General features: G+C 63.8%; 9 protein-coding genes. 1 reads left to right on the top strand and 8 read right to left on the bottom strand.

Translation table 11 applies throughout. The annotated features are described in order from the left end of the window. Positions 1-393: 393 nt before the first annotated feature. Genes M727_RS0130145 through M727_RS0130120 form a run of 6 tightly spaced genes read right to left on the bottom strand, consistent with a single transcriptional unit; the run spans position 394 to position 15,378 of the window. A complete protein-coding gene (locus M727_RS0130145; protein WP_027155706.1) occupies positions 394-2,139 on the bottom strand; it encodes a hypothetical protein in 1,746 nt (581 codons plus the stop codon). Then, on the bottom strand, positions 2,136-6,989 hold the full coding sequence (locus tag M727_RS0130140) for a hypothetical protein (protein WP_027155705.1): 4,854 nt from the start codon (positions 6,987-6,989) through the stop codon (positions 2,136-2,138). The genes M727_RS0130145 and M727_RS0130140 overlap by 4 nt, the downstream gene beginning before the upstream one ends. Beyond that, on the bottom strand, positions 6,982-10,224 hold the full coding sequence (locus tag M727_RS0130135) for a hypothetical protein (RefSeq protein ID WP_027155704.1): 3,243 nt from the start codon (positions 10,222-10,224) through the stop codon (positions 6,982-6,984). The genes M727_RS0130140 and M727_RS0130135 overlap by 8 nt, the downstream gene beginning before the upstream one ends. After that, positions 10,221-13,619, bottom strand: coding sequence for a DUF6603 domain-containing protein (locus tag M727_RS0130130; protein ID WP_027155703.1), 3,399 nt, complete (start codon positions 13,617-13,619; stop codon positions 10,221-10,223). Before M727_RS0130130 ends, M727_RS0130135 begins: the two co-directional genes overlap by 4 nt. Beyond that, complete coding sequence (locus M727_RS0130125) at positions 13,616-15,097, bottom strand: M14 family zinc carboxypeptidase (RefSeq protein WP_027155702.1); 1,482 nt, start codon at positions 15,095-15,097, stop codon at positions 13,616-13,618. Before M727_RS0130125 ends, M727_RS0130130 begins: the two co-directional genes overlap by 4 nt. After that, positions 15,097-15,378: a hypothetical protein gene (locus M727_RS0130120; protein ID WP_027155701.1), complete on the bottom strand. Its 282-nt coding sequence runs from the start codon at positions 15,376-15,378 to the stop codon at positions 15,097-15,099. The genes M727_RS0130125 and M727_RS0130120 overlap by 1 nt, the downstream gene beginning before the upstream one ends. 705 nt (positions 15,379-16,083) lie before the next feature. Here M727_RS0130120 and M727_RS41935 point away from each other — a divergent pair. Beyond that, a complete protein-coding gene (locus M727_RS41935; protein WP_156941683.1) occupies positions 16,084-16,455 on the top strand; it encodes a hypothetical protein in 372 nt (123 codons plus the stop codon). 517 nt (positions 16,456-16,972) lie between these two features. Here M727_RS41935 and M727_RS0130110 read toward each other — a convergent pair. Continuing rightward, the gene (locus M727_RS0130110; protein WP_027155699.1) at positions 16,973-18,868 is read right to left on the bottom strand and encodes an alpha/beta fold hydrolase; all 1,896 of its coding nucleotides are present in this window, start codon (positions 18,866-18,868) and stop codon (positions 16,973-16,975) included. A gap of 657 nt (positions 18,869-19,525) precedes the next feature. Then, on the bottom strand, positions 19,526-19,919 hold a 394-nt coding region (locus M727_RS0130105; protein WP_027155698.1), incomplete at its 5' end, for a recombinase family protein.

Genomic DNA, 19,919 nt, shown 5'->3' with positions numbered 1-19,919 from the left:
CGCGTACCTCATGAACGCGTCTTCGGAAAAATGCTGGCAATAGTGAAACCTAGCCAGGCAACGAAGAGTTCGGCTTGATCACGATCGACGACATCTATGCCATTGGTCAGACCAGTTCGATGACGAACCGGCGACAGCGACAGTGGTCGTTTCTGGCGCGTATTGCTGCAAAGTGCTGCAAAATGCGAAACACATCAGCCAGCAAGGGTCACGTAACAGCCCGGCTGCGGCAGAAAGCCTCGCTGTTTCAGATAGATGGTGATTGGTGGAGGGAAGGAAACTGGGATCCAACATTCTCGGGCAGGAATACGCTCATCCTCGAAAGGAGGGACCTATGATTCCGTCGGCATTGTCAGGATCAAAACTCTCTTTACATTGATCAGTAGTCGCTGATCAGGCCGAGGGCGGCAGATCGTCGATTTGGTCGAAGCCGAGACCGCTGGCCGCGCCGCCGCGTCCGGTCTCGCGGGCACGGCCAATCCAGAGGTAGGTTCGCCCGTCATACCAGCGCGCGCGCTGTACGCGCCGGGAGACAATGATACCTGAGCCAGGCACTTCTTCCTCGGCGACGTAGAACGGCGCCGGCAACTCGCTGAGGAGCAGGCCGCGCCGTCGCGGGTCGACCGGCGGCGTGCCGTGCGGCGGCATAGCGCCGCGGCGCAGACGGATATCGGTGATGCTGCCCGGCAGGTGCTCGGGCATGAACGGCACCCAGTTTTCGGGCACCGTAGTGCCGAGCGTGTAGCGAACGCCCGCGATGGTTGGAGGTGGGGGCGGCTCGTCGGGAATTAGCAGCCGCGCTTCGATACCCTTTCCGGTGCCGTCGGGGACGATGTCCTCGACTGCCCAGGCAAGGTTCGCCATCTCGTCGCGCGCAAAGCTCACCGCTTCGAGCGGCTCGCTCACATCGACCGAGGTGAGGCTCGCGGGCAGCCAGAAGAAGTGGCCGCGCCAATCGTCCCGGCTCTCGCCCGTGACCGAGAAGAAGCTCCAGCGCTGCCAGACATTCTCGTCCGCACCGTTGGCCGGGGGAACCAGCGTTCTGTCGCCGAACACGTCGGTGACAACGAGCCCGAGTACCTCGCAGAGATTGTTGACCGGCATTTCGAACGGGATGACGAACCAGTCGTTACCGTAGATCAGGCCCATCTCGGCGAAGATCAACAGCAGGTGATCGGTGGTCTTTGCGTTGAGCGAGCCGAAATTGATCCGCCGGTCCTCCATCTCCCAGAAGCGCGAGCTGGGCATGCCGGGGAACGAGGCGGCGGTAGGTACGAACGACAGCGGCTTGATCGCAGGCTCCGGGACCAGCACTGCGCCCGCCGGCGGCGCGAGTGTCGTACCGGCGGGGGCTGCATCGAACGCGTACCAGTCGAGGCGCCCCTCGGCGTAGCGCGGCGCCGTAAGCAGCGCCTGCTCGCCGTTCGCCGTTGCAGCGGTCGAGATGCGCACGTCGTACGAGAGGCGGTCGGGAATCCAGGCGCGCGGCGGCGCCGGCTGGGCTGCGCCGAACACGCGCTGGCGCCAGGCGGCGACCGCATCTGCCGCAGGCTCGACGTCCGCGGCCGCTGCGCCGAGATCGGCGGCGAGCATGCCGGCCGTATGGCTTTCCAGCATCTTGGCGCCATCAAAGGCGCGGCTCGCAGCCAGGCGATAAAGCGCGTGCGCATCGGGCTCGCGCGGCCAGTCGGCATCTGGGTCCAGCGGAAATTGGATGCGCGCGGCGGTCGCTACGGCGGCGCGGACGCCGGCGGGAACCCGGCGGAGGAAGATCTCGGCCGCCTCGATCCGCGCCGGCAGCGTCCACGGGAAAGCCTCACGCTCGACGGCAACCTCAAGCGGTGTCGTCTCGTCGTAAGGCTCGGCTGCCATACCGGCGAAAGAGACACGCTCGAACGGGGCGAGCCGGGTGGCGACCCGAGCGTCGATCGGCGAAGCGGCGTCCTCTCCCTGGAACTCGCCTAGCTGCCATTGCCGGGTCAGGAACCAGAGCGCGTCGCGCACTTCGGCGCGGAGACTTCGGGTGAAATCGACCGTGCGTGGCCGGCCTTCGAGCCGGTTGTAGGCGGTGATCGCCGGTGCCCGGTAAATCTCCTTGAGCACCTTGCTGCTAGTCATGACTTCGGTGAAATGGCTCATGGCGAGGTCCCCGCGGCCACGAAGTCCGCCATGTATGCCGTTGCCATCACCTGCGTGAGGATGATCGGCACACTGAGCCCGAAATCGAGCGACAAAGCGCCCGGCGACGTCGAAAACTCCGCCATCGTGGCGGGCGTGAGCGTCGTCACGCCGGGGACTTTGTCGAGCATGTCGGGCTCGACTGCGCGGAGCTTCGCGCGCAGCATCGTGTCGCGCACGATGCCCATCAGGTCGTCCCAGCTCCAGATGCGGTCGCCCTCGCCCGCGACAGCGAGGAGCAGCGATTGCATCGGGCCACTGTTGGGTTGGTCGAAGTTGAAGGCGAGGCCGGTGACCTCGCTCTTTCGCGGGAAGGACTCGGTCCATTCGTCGATCTGTAGGCCGCAGCGCGCGGACGCGGGCGCGAAGCCCTGAGGCCTCAGCTGTATGATCGACAGCGTGTCGTCGAGGATCTCGTGATTGGGGGGCAGCGCCGCGCCGAGCCAGACGTCGTCGGTGCGCGGCGGTAGCTGGATCGCCGCGAGCTCCGTGACGGCGCCGGTCGTCAGCTCCGCGATGATCCGCAGCCGGTGCAACCGGTGCGCTGCATGGCGCACCTGCGCGACGCTGGTCAGCACGTCGCTGACAGGATCGATCGTTGGATCGCCGCCCTGCGCATGCGTCAGCATAGCGAGGCGGGTTGCGTCGCTCGCCGCAAGCTTTGCGACATTGGGCGCGGTGAAGCGCGGCAGCACGCGGAAGTCGGCGCCCAGCAACTCATGCACCGCCGCGATCAGCTTCCCGGCGGCCTGCGGCGGGCTCAGACCCGCAACCTGGCTCTCGGTATCGAGCGCGACGGCACGGTCGCGCAGCGTTGCGAGCGCGGTGGTGATCGTTTCGCCCTGCCGGACGAGCGTATCGTCGGCGCCCGCGGGGAATGAAAACGGCACACCTGCATCGGCGGCGCGACGTAGCACGTCGCGGAGTGCGGTGAACTCGGGGACACCCCCTCCGCTAGCTTTGGCGTTGGTCACGGCAGCGCCGAGGTCGGCGACTAAAGTGTCAGCGTTGGTCTTCAGCACACCGAACCGAGTCCGGAGCTCGGCGACGTCGATGCCGGAAGGATCGGTGCCTGTGGGCAGGGGCTGCGAGGCGGTGAGCGAATCCCGTCCGTCGATTGGCCGGGCGCTCGAGAGCACCTGATGCACGAGATCGAGCACAGCGAGCGCATCGCCCATCGACGCTACTGTAGCATCTACTAAGCCGGTCGTGGCGAAAGCGATCGCGACCACTGCATCGCGCGAGGCCCCGGTCGCCGCCAGCGCCGCGGTATGGATACGAGCCTCTAGCTCCTGTGGACCAGCGGCGTCGCGCACGCCGCGAGTCATATGCATTAGGTCGAGGGGCTGCAGGACTAGTTCGGACAGGCGCACGGCCGTTTCCGTGGTCGCGCCCGCCTCGGTCAGAGAGACCTTGCAAGAGAACTTTGCTGGATCGCCGAGTAGCGAGCCGATCCAGGCATTGAGCGGCGGCTCGAGTTGGGCTCGTGGCGTCATTGCGATCGGCGCCCACGGGTTCGCAATCACCGCCGGGTCGAGCTCGATGGTTAGCCGCTGCGTGAAACTGAGGTCGGTGCCGCGGGAAGAGCGGGTGACTTCGATCTCGGGCGGGGCGACGGCGGCCGAGAGTGACTGCACGATCGCCGCCGAGCGATCGAAATTGCCGAGCGCGAGCTGATAAGCGCTCTCGGTCGTCACCACATCCTTGAGGGAATCGAGCGAGTCCTTGAGCCGGTCGCGGATCGCCTTCAGCTCATCACTCTTGGTCGTCGAAAGCGCTGGCAGGCCGGGCACCCCAGCCGGGAATGTTTCGGCTGCGGCGATGACGTCGAGGCCGTTGACAACGCTAAAGTCCGGCACGATCTCGGGGGCATCTCCGGGATGGCCGGCCTTGGGAATCTTGGTGCGCTTGATGGGGAACGCCTGACGGAAGGCGGGTTTCAGGTCGTTAAGCACCACCGGGCTCACTGGACGCGTCGTCGCGTCGTGCAGCCCGCGCTCGAACTCGATGCCAAGCAGCACTTCGATGGGCTGACCGTTGCGCACACCGTCCATCAGTTCCTTGGCACGCCGCACCCGTCGCGAGCTGAGGTTGATCGCGAGCCGGCCGGGGTCGTCTGGCGTTGCGTGCGTGAGATAGCCGTTGCGCAGCACTGCCGCCGCGGTTGCGTGGTTGAGTGAGGGAGTGTGCACGAACCCCGCGCCGTCTGCAGGCGAAAAGAGGTCGCCATGACCCTCGCGCAGCGATTCGTGCAGCGTGCTTTCCTCGAGGGGCTTCCGGCGGCCGGGTACGGCACGCACATTCTCGAGATAGCCCACCGCGCCAATATAGAGGCCGCGACGGGTCTCGATTTGGCCCTCAGTCAGGCGCCGGCGGACGAGACGCCGGTCGATCAGCGCGGTCTCCCAGGCGTCAAGCCGGTAGCTCAGGGTATCGACATGTTCGGCGAGGAGCCGCTCGAGACGCGCGGTCGGCAATCCGCGCAGCACGCCATAGGCCGCCAGCATTTCCTCGAGCGGCGCGCCGATCGGGGCATGGATGCCGGTTCGGTATTCGGGCAAATGCACCATGGCGAGCAGCGACAGGTCCGAGCTGACGGTGCCGCTCACTGCACTCGCTGGGGCTGAAAGAAACTCCCAGGCTGCGACGTCGACCGCCGGGGTCATGCCTACGAACTTCCGGCTCATCACCAGCTCCGGCGCTTCGATGTCGAACAGCTTAAGCCAGCGGTTGACGCTGGTGCCGACCTGAATCAGCAATGCGTGTCGCAGGAGCATGTAGAGCAGCGCCGTCGGTTTCGGCGCGCCGCCAAAATCCTGCGCGCGGAGCGCATCGGCGCTGCGGGCGTTCGCCGTAAGCCAGTCGATGTAATTTTTAGTCTGCGCCACGTCGTACGGCTTGATTATGTCGCTCTCCGAGAACGGCTGGCCGTCGATCAGCGAGGTCTGGGGGATGAGCGTCTGATGCCGCTGGTAAATCAACTGGAACAGCAGCGGATAGGGCTTGAATGTGCCGTTGGCCCGCTGGATTTGGTAGCCGAAGTCGACCAGCGTCGAATCCGCGGCGATCCCCGCGAAAACCGACTCGAACACATCACCCATCCGGTCGCCGCCTGTTTGGAACCCGGCGAGATTGGAGAGATGATCGTAGGTTGTGGCGATGCGTTGGAAGTAGTCGGCTGCCGTGGGCTGTAATCCCATCACCGCGAGGAGGTCGGCGCTGCCGTTTGAGGTTGCGCCGAGCCGAGCCAGTTGAGACACTTGTGCCGTCCACACTTGCCGGGCCTTGGCGATGATCCCCTCGATCGCGAGATCGAGCCAATTCTCGCGCATCGGCTCGCTGCGGAAGCGCGGCGCCGGTCCCGCGAGGACAATGCCATAGGGCTGGTTGCCGACGCGGATCGAGGCAAGGGGCCCGCGTCCGGTGACGTTATGAATGAATAGCTCGCGCAGGTCGTCGAGAGTCGCATCGCCCGCAACCTCGCCGACCATCGTCCTGAGGAAGTAGCCGAGAGTGCCAGGATAGAGAGCCGCGTTCATCGCCACGGCTTCGGCATGGTCATGCCCGTCCGCATGCGGCACGCCCGCAAACAGCTCGGGATCGAGCCCGAGATAGGCTGCGAGCCGGCGCCCGTCATTCGCCGTATCGAGGTCAACAGAAACCTCCGGCGTATCGCCCGCTTTCGCGGCGGCAAAGCTCGCATCCGCGAACCAGTCGATGCCGTCGAGCCCGGCATCCTCGCCGCTAGTGTTGTTGGTCGCGGTCCCCTGCGGTACGAGGGCGAGGCCCTTGACCGAATAGCGGTGGCCGGCCAGTAACTCGGTGATGAGCGCCTCAGTGTCGGCGACGTCGGCCGAGTGTTTGAGCCCCAACACGATGAGTTCGTCGAAACCCGCCTCGTCCCCGGGCTTGAGCGCCACACGAAAGCCGAGCCCCATCTCAACCGCGGCCTTGAAATCGCGAAGCCACTCGGATTCTGTGTCGAACACCATGCGACCGTCCGCACCGCGCTTCCACGAGGCGCGGCCATCGATCATCAGCGGCGCCGGACCGGCCTGCACGACGTCAGGGATCAACTTGCCGATTAGCCGGTGGATCTCCTTGCCGGCGCGAGACAGCGTCAGTGCCACTAGGTCGGGCAGTACCTTAACCAGTGGCGGCTGCGTCCAGCTGTCCTCCTTCAGCACCGACTCGACCGGGAAGGTCAGGCCCGCGATGCCGACGGTCGCGAGATCGGCCCAATTGGTCGGCTTGGTCCGCTTGAGCACGTAGGCGGCACGCGGCGCCTCGAAGGCCTCGACCAGCTTGCGCCAGGCTTCCTTGCGTGACGTTTCGCTACCGTCGGCACCGATGGTGCGCCAATACTCCTGTCCGACCTTCGCCTCGGCATGCGTGAGGATCTCCTCATGCGTGTCGATCGAGATTTCGTCGGGAAATACGCGGACGAGGAGTTCGGAATCCTTGAACCGCGTCTCGACGCGCAACGGAAGGAGCAGGATCGGCGTATCGGCGGACCAGAAGCCCGTAAGCGTCTCCGGCGACAGCGTAGCGTGGAGGCGATCGATAAGGTCCGCGACCTTCCTCCGAGCATCGTCCTGCTTGCCGACGCGGCGAGAGAGCGCCTCGCTGCTCTGCTGCAACTTTGCCTCAACCGCCTGAAGCTCGTCGCGGTCGCCCCCGCCCCCGAGGCGCTTCTTCTCGCGCATCAGCGAGATGTGTTCGAGCCGCGCGGCGTGCGCCTCACGGCCGAGGTCGGTCTCGGCGGCGCGCGCCGTGCGAAGCTGCGTGAGGATCTCGCCGGGCTCAGGCATTCAGCTTCTCCAGCATTTCGCGGGCATGGACCGCGATCATTACCGGGCGCTGAAACAGGATCGCGGCCATATCCGCGGCGTGACGGCCCCACTGCGCCTTGAGGTCTGCGGCAAGCAGGTTGAAGAAGGCCGGGACCGGGGGGGTGGCCGGACTGAGAAAGGTCACGGCGGAGACGCGGTCCCAACTGAGGTCGTTCCAGGTGATCGGCGTCGTGTTGTCGTCGTCGGGGCCGAACTCAATGTCGAGGCCGAAGCGCGGCTCGCCCGGCAGCTCCTGGATGACGAAGTACCAGCCCCAGTCGTCGCTCTCCGTATCCGGATCGTCATCGCCCTCCGCCTGCTCGATGGTGAGATCGAAGCCGAAAAAGCGGATGTCCGGCTCGATCTCGGCGGTGAACAGCGGGAAGCGAATCTCCACATTCATCTCGGCCTCGGTCGTCACCGGCAGGATGACCGGCTTCATCGACGGATCGAGCGCGCCGGATGCGTTGCGCGCCATGTGCGCCTTCTGCGCATACACAAGCGTGTTGGGGTACTTTTTCAGCAGTTCGCCGCGGATGGTGAGGACGAGGTCGCCGGTCTTAGGCCGTTCCGGCGGCTTGTGGGTGCCAAGGGCCGACAGCGTAGTCCAGGTATCGAGGGGCGCGATATCGCGATACATCGCCTTGAGCTGCTCGGTCGTCACCGCCGGGTCGGGCGGCGGCACGACGAGGCCACGCACGCTCCAGAACTGGCGGAAATAGCTGCCGCGCTCGTCGGTCGGATACTCGCGCCACAAGAGCTCGCGCCCGAACTCGTGGTTGAGACCCACCATGTAGGATTCGATGAAAGGCGGATTGGTCTTCAGGAGCGTGATCGTGTCGGGCGGGATCAGCTTGAGGTTGGGAAGGAAGAGTTCCGCCGAGAGATCGCGCAATTTCTCGTACATCGGGTCGTCAAAATCCGGATAGGCGAGTGCCGGGACGAGATGCTCAGGCTGCTGCAGCCAGCCCGGCGAGAAGGTGAGGATCACTTCCCGCGCGATTAGGATCGGCCAAGCGCGCTCGGGGTCGAGCGCGGCGGCAAGTTTGCCCGCGGTTCCGCCGAGATCGAGCTTTGGCCGGGCGGGCTGCTTGAGCTTGATGCCGAGGCGCCCAGCGATCGAGCTTGCCGCCCGCCGGAAGTTCCTACCTTCGATGCTGTCGGCACCGGCGCCGCCCGAATGCGAGGATGTGCCGATGACCGAGATGTAGCCGCCAGGCGTGATGCCGACATGGCCCGAACCGAGTGTGATCCCGCTCGCACCGGGGCGCGGCGGCGGATCGGTCTCAACGAGACTGAAGCCGGGTTGCGGCGGCACCTCTGCGAGCATGCCGGGCAAGGTGCTGGGATCGCTAATGCCCGGGGCGACGTCGCCGCGACCGGGGCGCCGCAGGGCGATGATGACGAGGCTGATGGAGACGACGAGACAGGCGAGCGCCGCTATCCAGAGCCCGATGAGGAAAAGGAACCCGGCGAGCAAAAGCAGCAGTATCAGGAGCCACCAGAAATGGCGCCTGATGAAGTCAATCCAGCCCGGCGTGGGGCGGCCCGCGCCATTTGCGACGTCCTCATCCGACGGGAGCCCCTGGGGAATGTCTTTGGGGGGCGCGGCCGTAACCTTGCCTTCGTTAATATCCTCGACCAGCCGGTCCTGGGTGAAGCCGGGATCGGCCGCCGTCAGCCGCCGTGCGACGACGCCACGGCCCCGCAAGAGGCGCCGCATTGCGGAATCGAGCGGGGCACTGGTCACCAGGCTCGCGCCAACCAGGTAATGGATGGTCGTCGGGGATCCCATGACCTTTTTGGTCACCTGTTTCGCGACGGTCAGCAGGGTCACGGCGGAGACGTTTGCGAAAAACGTCGCGTGCATTGTTTTCGCCGTCTCCATTGCGAAGCGGCCAAGCTTCATGCGCCGGTTCATCGCAAGGATCTGCCTTACCTGCGCCCAGGCCCGCGCAACATAGTCCTCCTGATGCCTCTGGACGACGCGCGTGCCGAACCCGGCGGGCACGCGCAGCCGCGGGTCGCGGTTTAGACTGGTCATCCAGCCCGGAGTCGCGAAATTGACGCGCGGCTTCATCGCGTGCTTGCTGCCGTAAATGGGCGGAGTGACCAGCGGATCGACCGGGCCCGGGCTCGAGACGACCCGGTCGTCGGCCATGTTGAGCATATCGGCTAGGTCGTCAAAAAACGGCTTGGTCGTGTCGATGTTCGCGGGGCGGCTGACCGTATCGGGGGCGCGCAACGCGCCCTCGAGGCCGACCACAGTCTGCGGCGGCGGCGGGTGGGTCGGCACGGGCGGCGGGATCGTGCCAATATCGGCGCCGGTTGCAAGCCCGAAGCCCGGATGCGAGGCATCCATGTCGCGGATGCCGACGCGTGTGTCGACGGGGCGCGGCTCGAGGCGCTTCACCAGCGACTCAAAGTCCTCGTTCTCGCCGGTGCGGAAATACCACTCGTAGTAATAAGGCAACTCGACCGGAGAGCTGCCGGCCCAGGCCGGCGCCTGCGCGTCGGCACCCGACGGGTCCTGCCCAAGGCCCGCGAGGCGTCCCGTCTCGAACGCCGGCACCAGGAAGGCACGGTAGGCGGTGTCCACTTGAAGCTTCCTCGGGCTGAACAGCCGCGAGATGATCTTGTCCGCATTGATTGTGCCGGGCTCGCGGAGGCTCAAAAGGAACTCCTCGAACTCCGTCGGATTGGCATGGCCCTCGTTGACGCTCACATGGCTGAAGGCCCAGTTCTGCGTCAGCGGCGGCAGCGCGCCGGGTGCGGTGATGCGCAGCGCCGGGAGGGGATCGCGGCGGTTGACGACCTCGTATTCGCCCGGCTGGCCGTTGTCTGGTGCCTCGAGGACGAGCAGCGACAGCCAGGGGGACAACTTCTCCCCGCTCGGACGCGCGGGTGTGTAGCGCCAGAGGAAATCCTCGTCGTAGAACTCGATGAAGGCGAGGTAATTCGGCTCAAAATTTGAAATCCAGTTGCGCGGCTCTGTGCGCACGACCATATGCGGATTGATGCCGATGATGTCGCCCGGCCCGATCAGCGCAAAGTTCTTGGAGATGCCTGTTCCGTTGAGGCTGACGTCGATGGGCACTGTCGCGCGCTCGGGAACGCCGGAGGTGCCGGCGCCGAGGCTATCGGGCTGGGTGATGCGGGTGCCGATGCCGCGCCGCAGCCAAGATGAGAACGTATAGCGGCCGACGGAGATCATGCGGCGGCATCCAGTTCATGAGCGGCGACAACTTGCACCTGGCCTTTGAGCGTTGGGTTGGACGCGACCAGCGCGTCCTGCATGGCAACCGCCTCCGCCATCGTTTTCGCGCTCATGCCGGCATGCGGGTTAAGGTCGGCGACGCCGACGACGAGGAATTCGCCGCCGTTGATCTTGACTGCCGCGGGCTTCACACCGCCCCCGTTCTTGACCTTGGAGAAGGCGTTCTTGGACGCATTGGTACCACCGGCGAGCGCGGTGAACACGGTCCCGAACATCTTGTAGATGCCCGCAAAGATAGTGATACCGATCGAACGGTGGACGTAGCTCAGCTCATAGTCGACCTCGACCAGCACCCGCGTGCCGGTTTCGGTGGCGTCGCCGGACGAGAACTTGAGGCCGCTCTTCATGCGCTCGAACGCGCGCGCCGAAAGCTTGTCGGAATCGGAAAGCTTCTTGTACTGCGCGACGGCAAACTCCTCGCGCTCCTCGTCGACGCCGGCGAGCGCGGTCGTTACCTCAAACCGGTCGACGTCCGGCTTCTTGTTACCGAACTTCTGCAGCGGATAGGCGAGCGGCACGACCTTTTGGCTCACCGACAGCACACCGAACGGTTGCAGTACGATCTTGCCGTCGGGCATTTCGAGCTTCCGTACCGAGACGCCGGCGGTGGCGTTGGCGGGTGCATCCGCCTTCCAGTTTCGGTCGTCGTTGAGCGCGGCGGTCACCAGCCCGGTGACGTTCTCGATCTCCACCGGGTCGGGTGGCGCATCGGCGCCCCAGCTCTCGTTGAAACGCACCGAAATCTCAAAGAACAGGATCTCGAGCGATGCCTTGCCATTGGCGTTCCAGGGCGCGGGACCGGAGAGCTCGCCATGGACCGAGATGCCGGCGATGACGTCGTCTCCCTCGCGCAGCGCTATTCCCGCCGAGATCGAGGCGACGAAGTGGACCGGGTTGAATTGAACCAGCAGGTCGTAGCCGAGGAAACCGTAGATGTTGAAGCCACAAGCCTCAGCATATAGCTCGACCCGCGATCCATTCTGCACGGTATTGGAGGTGATTGCGAAATACGTCTGCACCGTGAGACGCGGATTGTTCCCCGAGAGCAGCGAGATGGTCATGCGGGACATGTTACGCAGGTCGTCAGGGATCTCGCGGAAGGCCGGGTGGAAGCCGCCGACGGAAATGACCAGCATTGGCCCCAAACCCCAGCCAATGCGGAGCGCCATGTCGCCGGTCAGCGTGAAGCCGACGAGCCGGCTGTCGAACAGGCTCGCATTGAACCATATTAGCCCTCGATCGAAGTCGATGCCGCCGGCGAAGTTGACCTGCAGCTTGAGAAGCGGCGCATCCTCAGCAGGGATGTTGATGCGCAGCACGCCGATGAGGACGAGCGCCGGCACGGGGATGTCCAGGATGACACCGATTTCGAGCGAGATCAGCGTCGGTGTACCCCAACCGAGCTTGCCCATCGGGGCGACGATGAAGTGGCCTTCGGCGAGCGGGAAGATCGCCTTGATGTCGGTCGCGATACGATTGATGTTCGAGACGATGTCCTGCGGGAAAAGAATCGAGTTGACCGCTCCGGTCCTCACTCCGACCATCAGCGCCGGTGTGTCGAGCGTCCGGTTGAGGCTGAGGAGCCCCCCCACACCCAGCAGCGTGAAGCCGAAGCTGAGCTGGATCGGCGCGAATTCGGCCGTTATGAGGATCAAGAACGCAAAGCCGCTGTGGCCGTCCGGGAACTTGGTGTTTATGATCCCGAAGGCCTTGATATCGATGATCCCCTGGAAGGAGAGTTCGAGCGCGCCGAAATACTCGCCGGCATCGGGATCGAAGCGCAGGTAGCCGCCGCCCTTGATGATGCCGGTATCGACGCTGAGGCCGGCGCCCTTCGGGGGCTTGAAGTGAAACGCCATATCGAGCGGGCCGATGTCGCCGTGCCCATCCGAAGGGAAGCTTAGATCGATCCTCAGGCCGATCTCCTCGACGATGACGTCGAGAAAGCCGAGCCGCGTAGCGATATCAGCGGAAAGCGAGATGGGGAACGAGTTGCCGTTGACCCCGACCCCTACGGTCAGCGCATCGATCGCGACCGGCCCGAGGGAGAAGTGCGTCGGCAGCTTGATCTCGAGCGCGCTCGAACCGCGGAAACGAAGGCCCCGATCGACCGACCAATCAAAGCCGAGCTCGAGATCCGCATCGAGCTTCACCGCCGGGACGATGGCGCCGATGAAGCCGTCGGCTTGCGAAAAGTCGATCGTCAGCTTGCCGCCCTTGAGGTCGCCACCGAGGCCGAATTCCCCATGCGCCTGACCGGACCCGGAATCCCATGAAAGGTCTGTCGCCGCGAATATGCCGAGGCTCCCGGCGCGGACGCCGATGCCGCCGGAGATGCCCAGCAACGTCAGCCGGTCGCCGGGATCGGCGTGCTGGGTGATGCCTATGCTGGCGCGGCCCTGGAGGGTGCCCGAAGGATGTGCCGAGACGGTGCCGGGCGGACGGATCTCGATCGCAAGCCCGCCCGACAGCGCCCCGCCGAGGGCAGCGTCGAGCCGTGTCCGCGGCGTGAGGTCGAACGCTATTGACCAGCCGCCCGGGATTTCCTCCCGAAGCGTGATGGCGAAGCCCCGCGGTGACGGTCCAGCCGTTGGCGCGATCGTTGCGGCAAAGAGCTCGAGTACGGGCGATGCGGCGGTCTCGTCGAAGAGCACAGGGACGGCGAGCGCGCGCAGCAGATCGGCCATGCGGCGCAACAGGTCGCGACCGTCGAAGCCGGGATCGCCCCAGCCGAAAGCCGTGCGGAGAGCCGTATCCGGCTGGCCGATCATCGAGCCGAGCCGGTCGAAGCGCAACCTGCGCGAGAGATGAGTGCCCGCCCCGCCTTCGTTGGGCATCTGCATCCGATCGATGACGCCGGCGAGGCCGAACGCCCCGAGCACCACCCCGTGCCGACGCTCGAGCAGGCGAACCACGGCGTAAGAGAAGAGCCGATCGCCGAACTGGCCGGCAAAGGCATTGGCAGCTGCCGCGCTGACGCCTCCACCGGTGAGCGCAGCGGGGAGTTGGGTCGCCAGCGTGTCGATGGCGGTGATTACCGCGCGCACCTGGTTCAGCGTCGCCGCACCTTCGCTGATGATGCTCGTGACCGTCTTAGCGTCGATGGCCGCGGTGAGCGCAACGACATGGGCGGGCAAGGCAGCGGCCGCGGTCGCGACGGTCTGCGCTGCGGCAGTGAGCGAGGGAGGAACGGTGAAGCCGGCCGGCAGCGACAGGCTCAGTTGCCTCAACAAGCTGTCAAGATTGCCTGCGGCAAGGTCGTCCTTGAGCGGAGTCAGCGCATCGGCGAGCATGAGTGCCAAGCGTTCGAGAGTGCCGGTTTCGCTGCTCATCGCGCACTCCATTTGAGAGCAAGTGCCGTGAGGCCCGCGCTCGGGGCGACGAGACCGTAGGCGATGGCCCGCTTGACCCAGCGCCGCCCGGCGACATGCGGGAAGAGAGAATTTCCGAGCCGCCGATAAAAGCCGTCAAGCACCAGCATGGCGCCGCGTGTCCGTCGTCCGCCGAGCAGCGCCGCCCGGCCGCGACGCAGCGTATCGAGCCAGGCTGTCCCGGCGATCAGATCTGCCGCCGCCATGCTGAAGATGCATTTGCTCGAACCGCCGCCGCTGCCCGTCGCGGCAGGGGGAGGCGGCAACGCGGCTTGGAGCAGCCGCAGCAGTAGCGCGTGCACTTCGCGCTCGATCCTGGGAAAGCCGTGCGGATCAGAGTAGAGCGGTTGGAAATTGTCGGCGGCGTCGCCGAACTCGGCCGCGAAGGCGTGGATCGGCGGTGACGCGGCGATGTTGAACTGGCGGCTGAAATGGAAATCGGTGAACGAGCCTGTCGCCGGATAGATCGTGTCCGCGATGCCGCCGACGATGTAGCTGCGCCCCGTGACGGCGCGGATCCCGTCGCGTATGCTGCCGACGATCAGCTTGTGCCGGTCGAGCAGCCGTGGCGGAGCGACGTTGGGGAAATATTCCGAATAGGCGGTGCCAAGCGTCCCGTCGCGCGTGTGATCGAGGCTGGAGTTCCGAAAATTCTGCGCCGGGACGGTGCCGTTCTGTTCGATGCCCCATGGATGCATCACCAGCATCGAATAGGAATGGAGATCGACGCTGTAAGTCACCGGGTGATGATCGAGGATCCAGATAAGGTTGCGGACCTCGGGCTCGCTGTTCGGATGGGACGAGTTGGGGGCCGGTAGCGGCTTGCCGATGAAGCGGTCGTCGGCGGCGTTCTTGGAGGCCGAGAGAGCGGTTGAACCCGCGAAGGCGGCGTTGAAGAAGAGGTCGTAGTCCCAGGCGATATCGAAATTGCGGTTGAGATCTACGCCGGCCGTGGCGGGGTTGGCCGGGACCGTCCGCGGCGCGCGGTTCTTGCGCCAACCCTTGTTCGCCGCTGCTGCCATGGCGAAGGCGCGCCCATCCGGATTAGCGAGCGGCAACAGCAGGATGTCCATGCGATCGACCATCTGCTTGATCGTCGCTGCCGGGACGGTGACCGGCCCGTATGTATTGCCCCCCGCATCGGTGTAGGCAGGGATGACGAACGCCGCCGATCCCTGGTAGGCGGCGATCAGCGCCTTGGCGAAGCTGATGACAGCATCGGGTTGCGCCCATTCGCGAGCATGCATGCCACCGACCGCCAGCACGGCGACGCGTCCGGCACCCGAGCCGTTGGCGACCTTCAGATAGGAGTAAGTGGTCGGGCCGACGCCTTCCGAGACCGTGGGGTTAGGAAGCACCGTCTTGGCGCAGAGGGCCGGCGCCGCCGCCGCCAATGCCGTCATCTCGGCCTCGATCTGCACGGCGGTGAAATAGGGCATCAGCGTGGCCCGGACGAAGTGGGGTCCTTGCCGAGGTCGCGATAGGCGTCCTCGATCTGCCTGCGGTAGTCAGCCGCTGATTTCACGATGGTGACCGTGCAGCCGAGTGCCAGGGCGGCGGCTTGCGCGCCTTCGTCAGCGAGGGCGCTGATGCGGACAAGTGCAGGATCGGAAGTGCGTATCGGCCGCACCTCGATCTCAAGGTTGGGAATGGCCGCGAGCGCCTCCAGCTCAGCCGGATCGCAGAGCAGTTCGACGACCGCATAGTCGGGCTCTGGCATTTCTGTCTCCTGCAAAGTCTGCCGTCCACATCGTACGGACGGCGCACCACAGTCACACAGAGAAACCCGGTCGACATAGGGACGTCGCGCCGGCAGGCCGCATATCGCGTGTATCTTTAGGCCAACCCCCGGTCGGAACAATTAATTCCAGCAGGAAACTAACCGTAAGCTCGGTTTGATTAAAAATCGAGGTCTCACCCCGAGCAGAAGTCAGTATATGTCCCGTATTAAAGTCCTGTCAAACTTGTGTCCGGGCTTAGGCCACGTACGGCCTTCTGTGAGCAAGCTGCAAACGTGCCTGCGCTGGTCCTCTTCACGTCCACCGGATACGCGGCTTAGGAAGCAGAGGCCATAGCCTAACCCTTTCACATTCTGCCTGTGCAGGCTATACATGGTCGATAGCTCCGTGCGGGCGATTATGCCCAAAGAGATGTGCACAATGATTTCGGCCGAGCTCAGATGGTTCTGGCAAGGCAATGCGCCACCCGCTTTTGAGAAGTGGTTCCGTGAGTCCCCGGCGCACCCTTTTCCGGCGGGCGGCGGGGAGCCGCGGCAGGATGACTATCTTGTCGATCGGGGCCAAACCGAGCTGGGGATTAAGGCACGCGGTGACGGATCAGGCATTGACGTAAAAGGCCGTGTCTCGCGCGTTGCTGAGGCCGTGTCTGAAGGCCCGTTCCGCGGGCAGGCGGAGGTGTGGATAAAGTGGACGTCGAACGCGCTTCAGCTTGGCCAAGCGCCCAGAATCTCTACGAAAAAGACCCGCTGGATGCGGAAGTTCGACACAACGGGACCCGCCCCCGCGAAGTCGAACTGGGCCGTGATGAAAAGCCGCTGCACGAAGACCTCCCCGCAACGGGCTGCAATGTCGAGCTTACGTTGGTGGAAGTTTCCGGTGAGATTTGGTGGACGTTCGGTTTTGAATGCTTTGGCGAACTTGGGCTTGTCGACCAACAGCTTCGAGCGGTGGCCGCGTCCCTGGCCGCGAGAGAGCCGCCCGACATGGGCAATCCCGTTCCAGCAAGTTACCCTGCGTGGCTAAGTGACAGTACAAATACCGGCCCAGCATCACCTTGATTTCTGCGTTGCGTCGCTCGCTGCGCCACCTAGAAAGTTCCGCGCTGACGCCCGTTGCCACCGTCGCGCTCAAGCGCAATTCTCAACCACCATTCCGATCGGCGGCGGGTGAGCGATGGGGGGCAGGTCACTCCGATATCGAGCCCAGTGCGGACTGGAGAAGGACGAAAACACGCACTAAACGCCAACGGTTGCGTAGCCGCACGCCCCAGGGTCCCGGCTACCGCCAGCGCCTCCTTCTCCGCCGCAAGATCCCATCGCGCTCCTGCTGCGCCATCAGCGCCACAATGGCCGACGGTGAGATCGTTCGCGTCGGGCAGGTCCACCGCCCAAGAAGCGCACGCCGCGGTCCCTGAGCGTCAGCAGGAAGGCCGCCTTGCGGGAGAGGCAATCGAGCTTAGCGATCACGAGCATGTCGCTGGTGACCCTGAACTCTGGCCCTAGGACAACTCTCTCGTCGGGTGGCGCCAAAAATGGAATTCCAAATTTCAACAAGTCCTTAGATGGGAGCACCGGATCATCGCGTATCGGTCCCCTTAATAGATGCGAGGACCGACTTATAACTCCCGGGCTTGCTCTTGATCCCATGCAGAACATGCATACCATGGGCCGAGATCCGATATTCCGAACCACCGACACGTTCAACTAGGTGCAACGTCAACAGCCGGCCGAGACGCTCGATCGCCAGTTGCTCGCGTCGTCCATGCTCGTACTCATAGCCGAAGTCTTTGTCAGCAAGCGCCTGAAACTGCTCCGGCAATCGGTTCTCCCCGTCCTCCATGGCGAGAAGAAAGCGAAGGTCATTGTTAGTCAGGTTGCCATTTTCTGGCGTCCCCTCCACCAAGAAACGCCTGAGGACTTTCACGACGAGGTCGTCGGCCCGTTCAGGCTTCACAAGGTCGATGTGCCCACGACCGATGATCGTCTCAACGTCGAGATTTCCCCAGTATCCAGCGACGCTGTACCGGTCGACAACTTCATCCTGCGTGCCTACAATGAATTTTGTTTTTACCTTATGTTGAACATCGAACTGAAACCAATCCTCGTTGAGAAACTCAATTATATCGGCGTCCTTACAGAGTTGCTTGATTTGGTTCTGGCGCCACGAAACAAACTGCGCCGCGGAGGCTAAGCCGGCTCCGTTATTGGGGACGGCGAGAAGTGCGACCCGCTCGACCCGCAAAGGCCTCTTGGCCTTCACTTCCTCGATCAGGTAACGCCGGGCGATCAAACCCCCGAGACTATGACATACGAGATCGACGCGCTCGAATTCGTCGTGCTCGATCTGAGTCCGAAGACCCTTCGCCAGCTCTTGGATCTTGGGCGCACGTGCCGAAAGTGGCAGGCGAAAGAGAGTGGTGGGGAAGGAGAAGAACCCGGCAACGTATCGTTCCGCCAGGTCAACGTCGGCCATTAAAAATTCCGGGAGGCGGCCCCAGGTCATCTCTGCATTCCCCCCCAGTCCGTGCAGGAACAGGAGTCTCGCTTTACATGGTTTTGGCGTACGTGGTCTTTCCGGCTTCGGGGTGGGTGGCGGCGGGCGAGGTGCGACGAAGTCGATGGGCTCGCTCCCGTTTGCGGTGGCTGCTCCGATTTCCCGAAGCGGACTCACCGCGACAGTGAGAAACTCGCTCAACATTTCCGACTGATTGACCTGAGCGAACAGGTGGGAGCCGGCGTCGATGCGCCAGCCATATTCACGCAACTGAGCATCAAAAGTAGTACCGCGACGAAGTTCCGACGCACAGTCGAACATCAAACGGGCCTCTGGAGGCCAACTTGGCAGGTGCCCTCCATATAGGCGTTGAGGCTCCGTGATGTCTGTCTTTGTCACGAAGCAGGAGACGATGGTTGCTCCCAAGGATCGTATCTCGTCGGCGATGGCGAGGATTGTCTCAGGATCCCCGTCGGTCGGCTCGCCATCCGAAAGGACGAACAGCACCGTGGTCGCCGCCGGCCGCTGACCAATCTCGTCAAGGAACCGCGCCTTGGCGCGCTCGAGCGCAGCCCTCATCGGCGTACTGCCGAACATATCAACTGTCAGAGAGCGAACATTTGCCAAGTGTTGCTGCCAGTTGCTTGCGAGATCGACGACGTCAAGGGTCCGCTCCCCAATGCCGTTCGGAGCAAACAGATCCCGGACGTCGGGCCCTTGTCGGCCCAGAAAGGCTGAGAGAGGATTCCCGAAACCAAAGCCATATGCGAAGAGACGAACCTCTGTGGACGGCCTCTCTTGGGATTGGTCCTGGACAGAGGCAGCAGCCTGCTTAACCATGTCCTCCAAAGCTTCGCTGAAAGCTTCTAGCCGGTTGATAGCCGACGCCCCGCTGCTCCCAATCGAGCCTCGCATCGACATTGAAACGTCGGCCAGAATGCCGATCAAGAGAGAAGTGTCCGGAGTAAATTCAGCCATTTTGGAGAACGCCGCTTCTACTTCATCCGAAATGCATACCTTACGCGTTTGTTAGGGCGGGTGCGAGCACGAATGGTGTGTGAACGGTAGATTCGAAATACAAGGGAGCTTAGCGGCTGCCCCGCTGCGCCGCTTCACATAGCGAATTGCTACCGCGATGGTATTGGGTGCGATCCAAATCCCGAGTACCAAGTGTTCCATGAGGAATTGCTCGCAGTGAGCGAGGAGCAAGGAAGAATGTCAGCGTCGTGGCGATCTTGACCTTTTGGTGGTGCCTCGTTTCCTCTGCTGCTTCAGACAGCCGAATCAATAAATGGCACGCTGGACGAGATGACACTAGGCACCGCTATGTCATTGCCACGGCTATAGATTTCTGGGATCACTCTCGGAGCGAGGTCGGCTTTGCGCCGCCACCCGTGGCCGTTCGTCCGGTGCCGGCTTGTCGATACTGTGTGTACCCTGCAATGGGCCAATACGTCTGGCACCGCAATTGCGCGGTCAGGTATGGGGGTGGGGTGGGAGGCCCGTCGCTTCGCAAATGTAGCGGCGGGTCTTCTACATACAGGTCGCGTCCCAGCCTACGCACTGCCGTCCGTCTCGCTTTCCTCATCGATCGCCCGGACCGGCCGTAAAGCGGCCAGTAGTAGTATTTCCCGCTTATAAAAGAGGGGATTGCCGCGCGAGAACGTTGCGCACGTTCGACACCTGCCATTGGCCATTGCGCGCTGTGCGAACGCCGCGGTTGTTTAGAGCGATTGCCAGTCCACGTAGGCTGGTGATGCCCGACCGCTGAATCGCCTCGATGATTGGCAGCACGGTCTGGGCAAACCGGTCGGCTTCTTCGATCGACATCTTCCGACCTTTCGCCGCAGCTTCGGCGGTGTTGGTCGGATTGCCGAGCTTTATGCTCGTCCTGCGTGAGGCGAGGGCGGCTTTGGTGCGCTCCGAGATCAATCGACGCTCCTTCTCGGCCAAAGCGGCGTAAAGGTGCAGCATAAACGGGTCGGCGTCAGCGCCGAGTTCGGCGACGATGAACGGAACGCGCTGGACC

Origin of the sequence: Mesorhizobium sp. WSM2561 (assembly GCF_000513915.1) — a bacterium.
Lineage (GTDB): Bacteria > Pseudomonadota > Alphaproteobacteria > Rhizobiales > Rhizobiaceae > Mesorhizobium > Mesorhizobium muleiense.
The sequence above is the reverse complement of the archived record's forward strand: the minus strand, read 5'-3'. Positions and strand labels throughout refer to the sequence as shown.

Bases quoted from the DNA above. Each gene is read 5' to 3' on its own strand.
- M727_RS0130125 (WP_027155702.1), bottom strand. From the start codon at position 15,097: ATGCCCTATTTCACCGCCGTGCAGATCGAGGCCGAGATGACGGCATTG.
- M727_RS0130130 (WP_027155703.1), bottom strand. From the start codon at position 13,619: ATGAGCAGCGAAACCGGCACTCTCGAACGCTTGGCACTCATGCTCGCC.
- M727_RS0130120 (WP_027155701.1), bottom strand. From the start codon at position 15,378: ATGCCAGAGCCCGACTATGCGGTCGTCGAACTGCTCTGCGATCCGGCT.
- M727_RS0130145 (WP_027155706.1), bottom strand. From the start codon at position 2,139: ATGAGCCATTTCACCGAAGTCATGACTAGCAGCAAGGTGCTCAAGGAG.
- M727_RS0130140 (WP_027155705.1), bottom strand. From the start codon at position 6,989: ATGCCTGAGCCCGGCGAGATCCTCACGCAGCTTCGCACGGCGCGCGCC.
- M727_RS0130135 (WP_027155704.1), bottom strand. From the start codon at position 10,224: ATGATCTCCGTCGGCCGCTATACGTTCTCATCTTGGCTGCGGCGCGGC.
- M727_RS0130110 (WP_027155699.1), bottom strand. From the start codon at position 18,868: ATGGCTGAATTTACTCCGGACACTTCTCTCTTGATCGGCATTCTGGCC.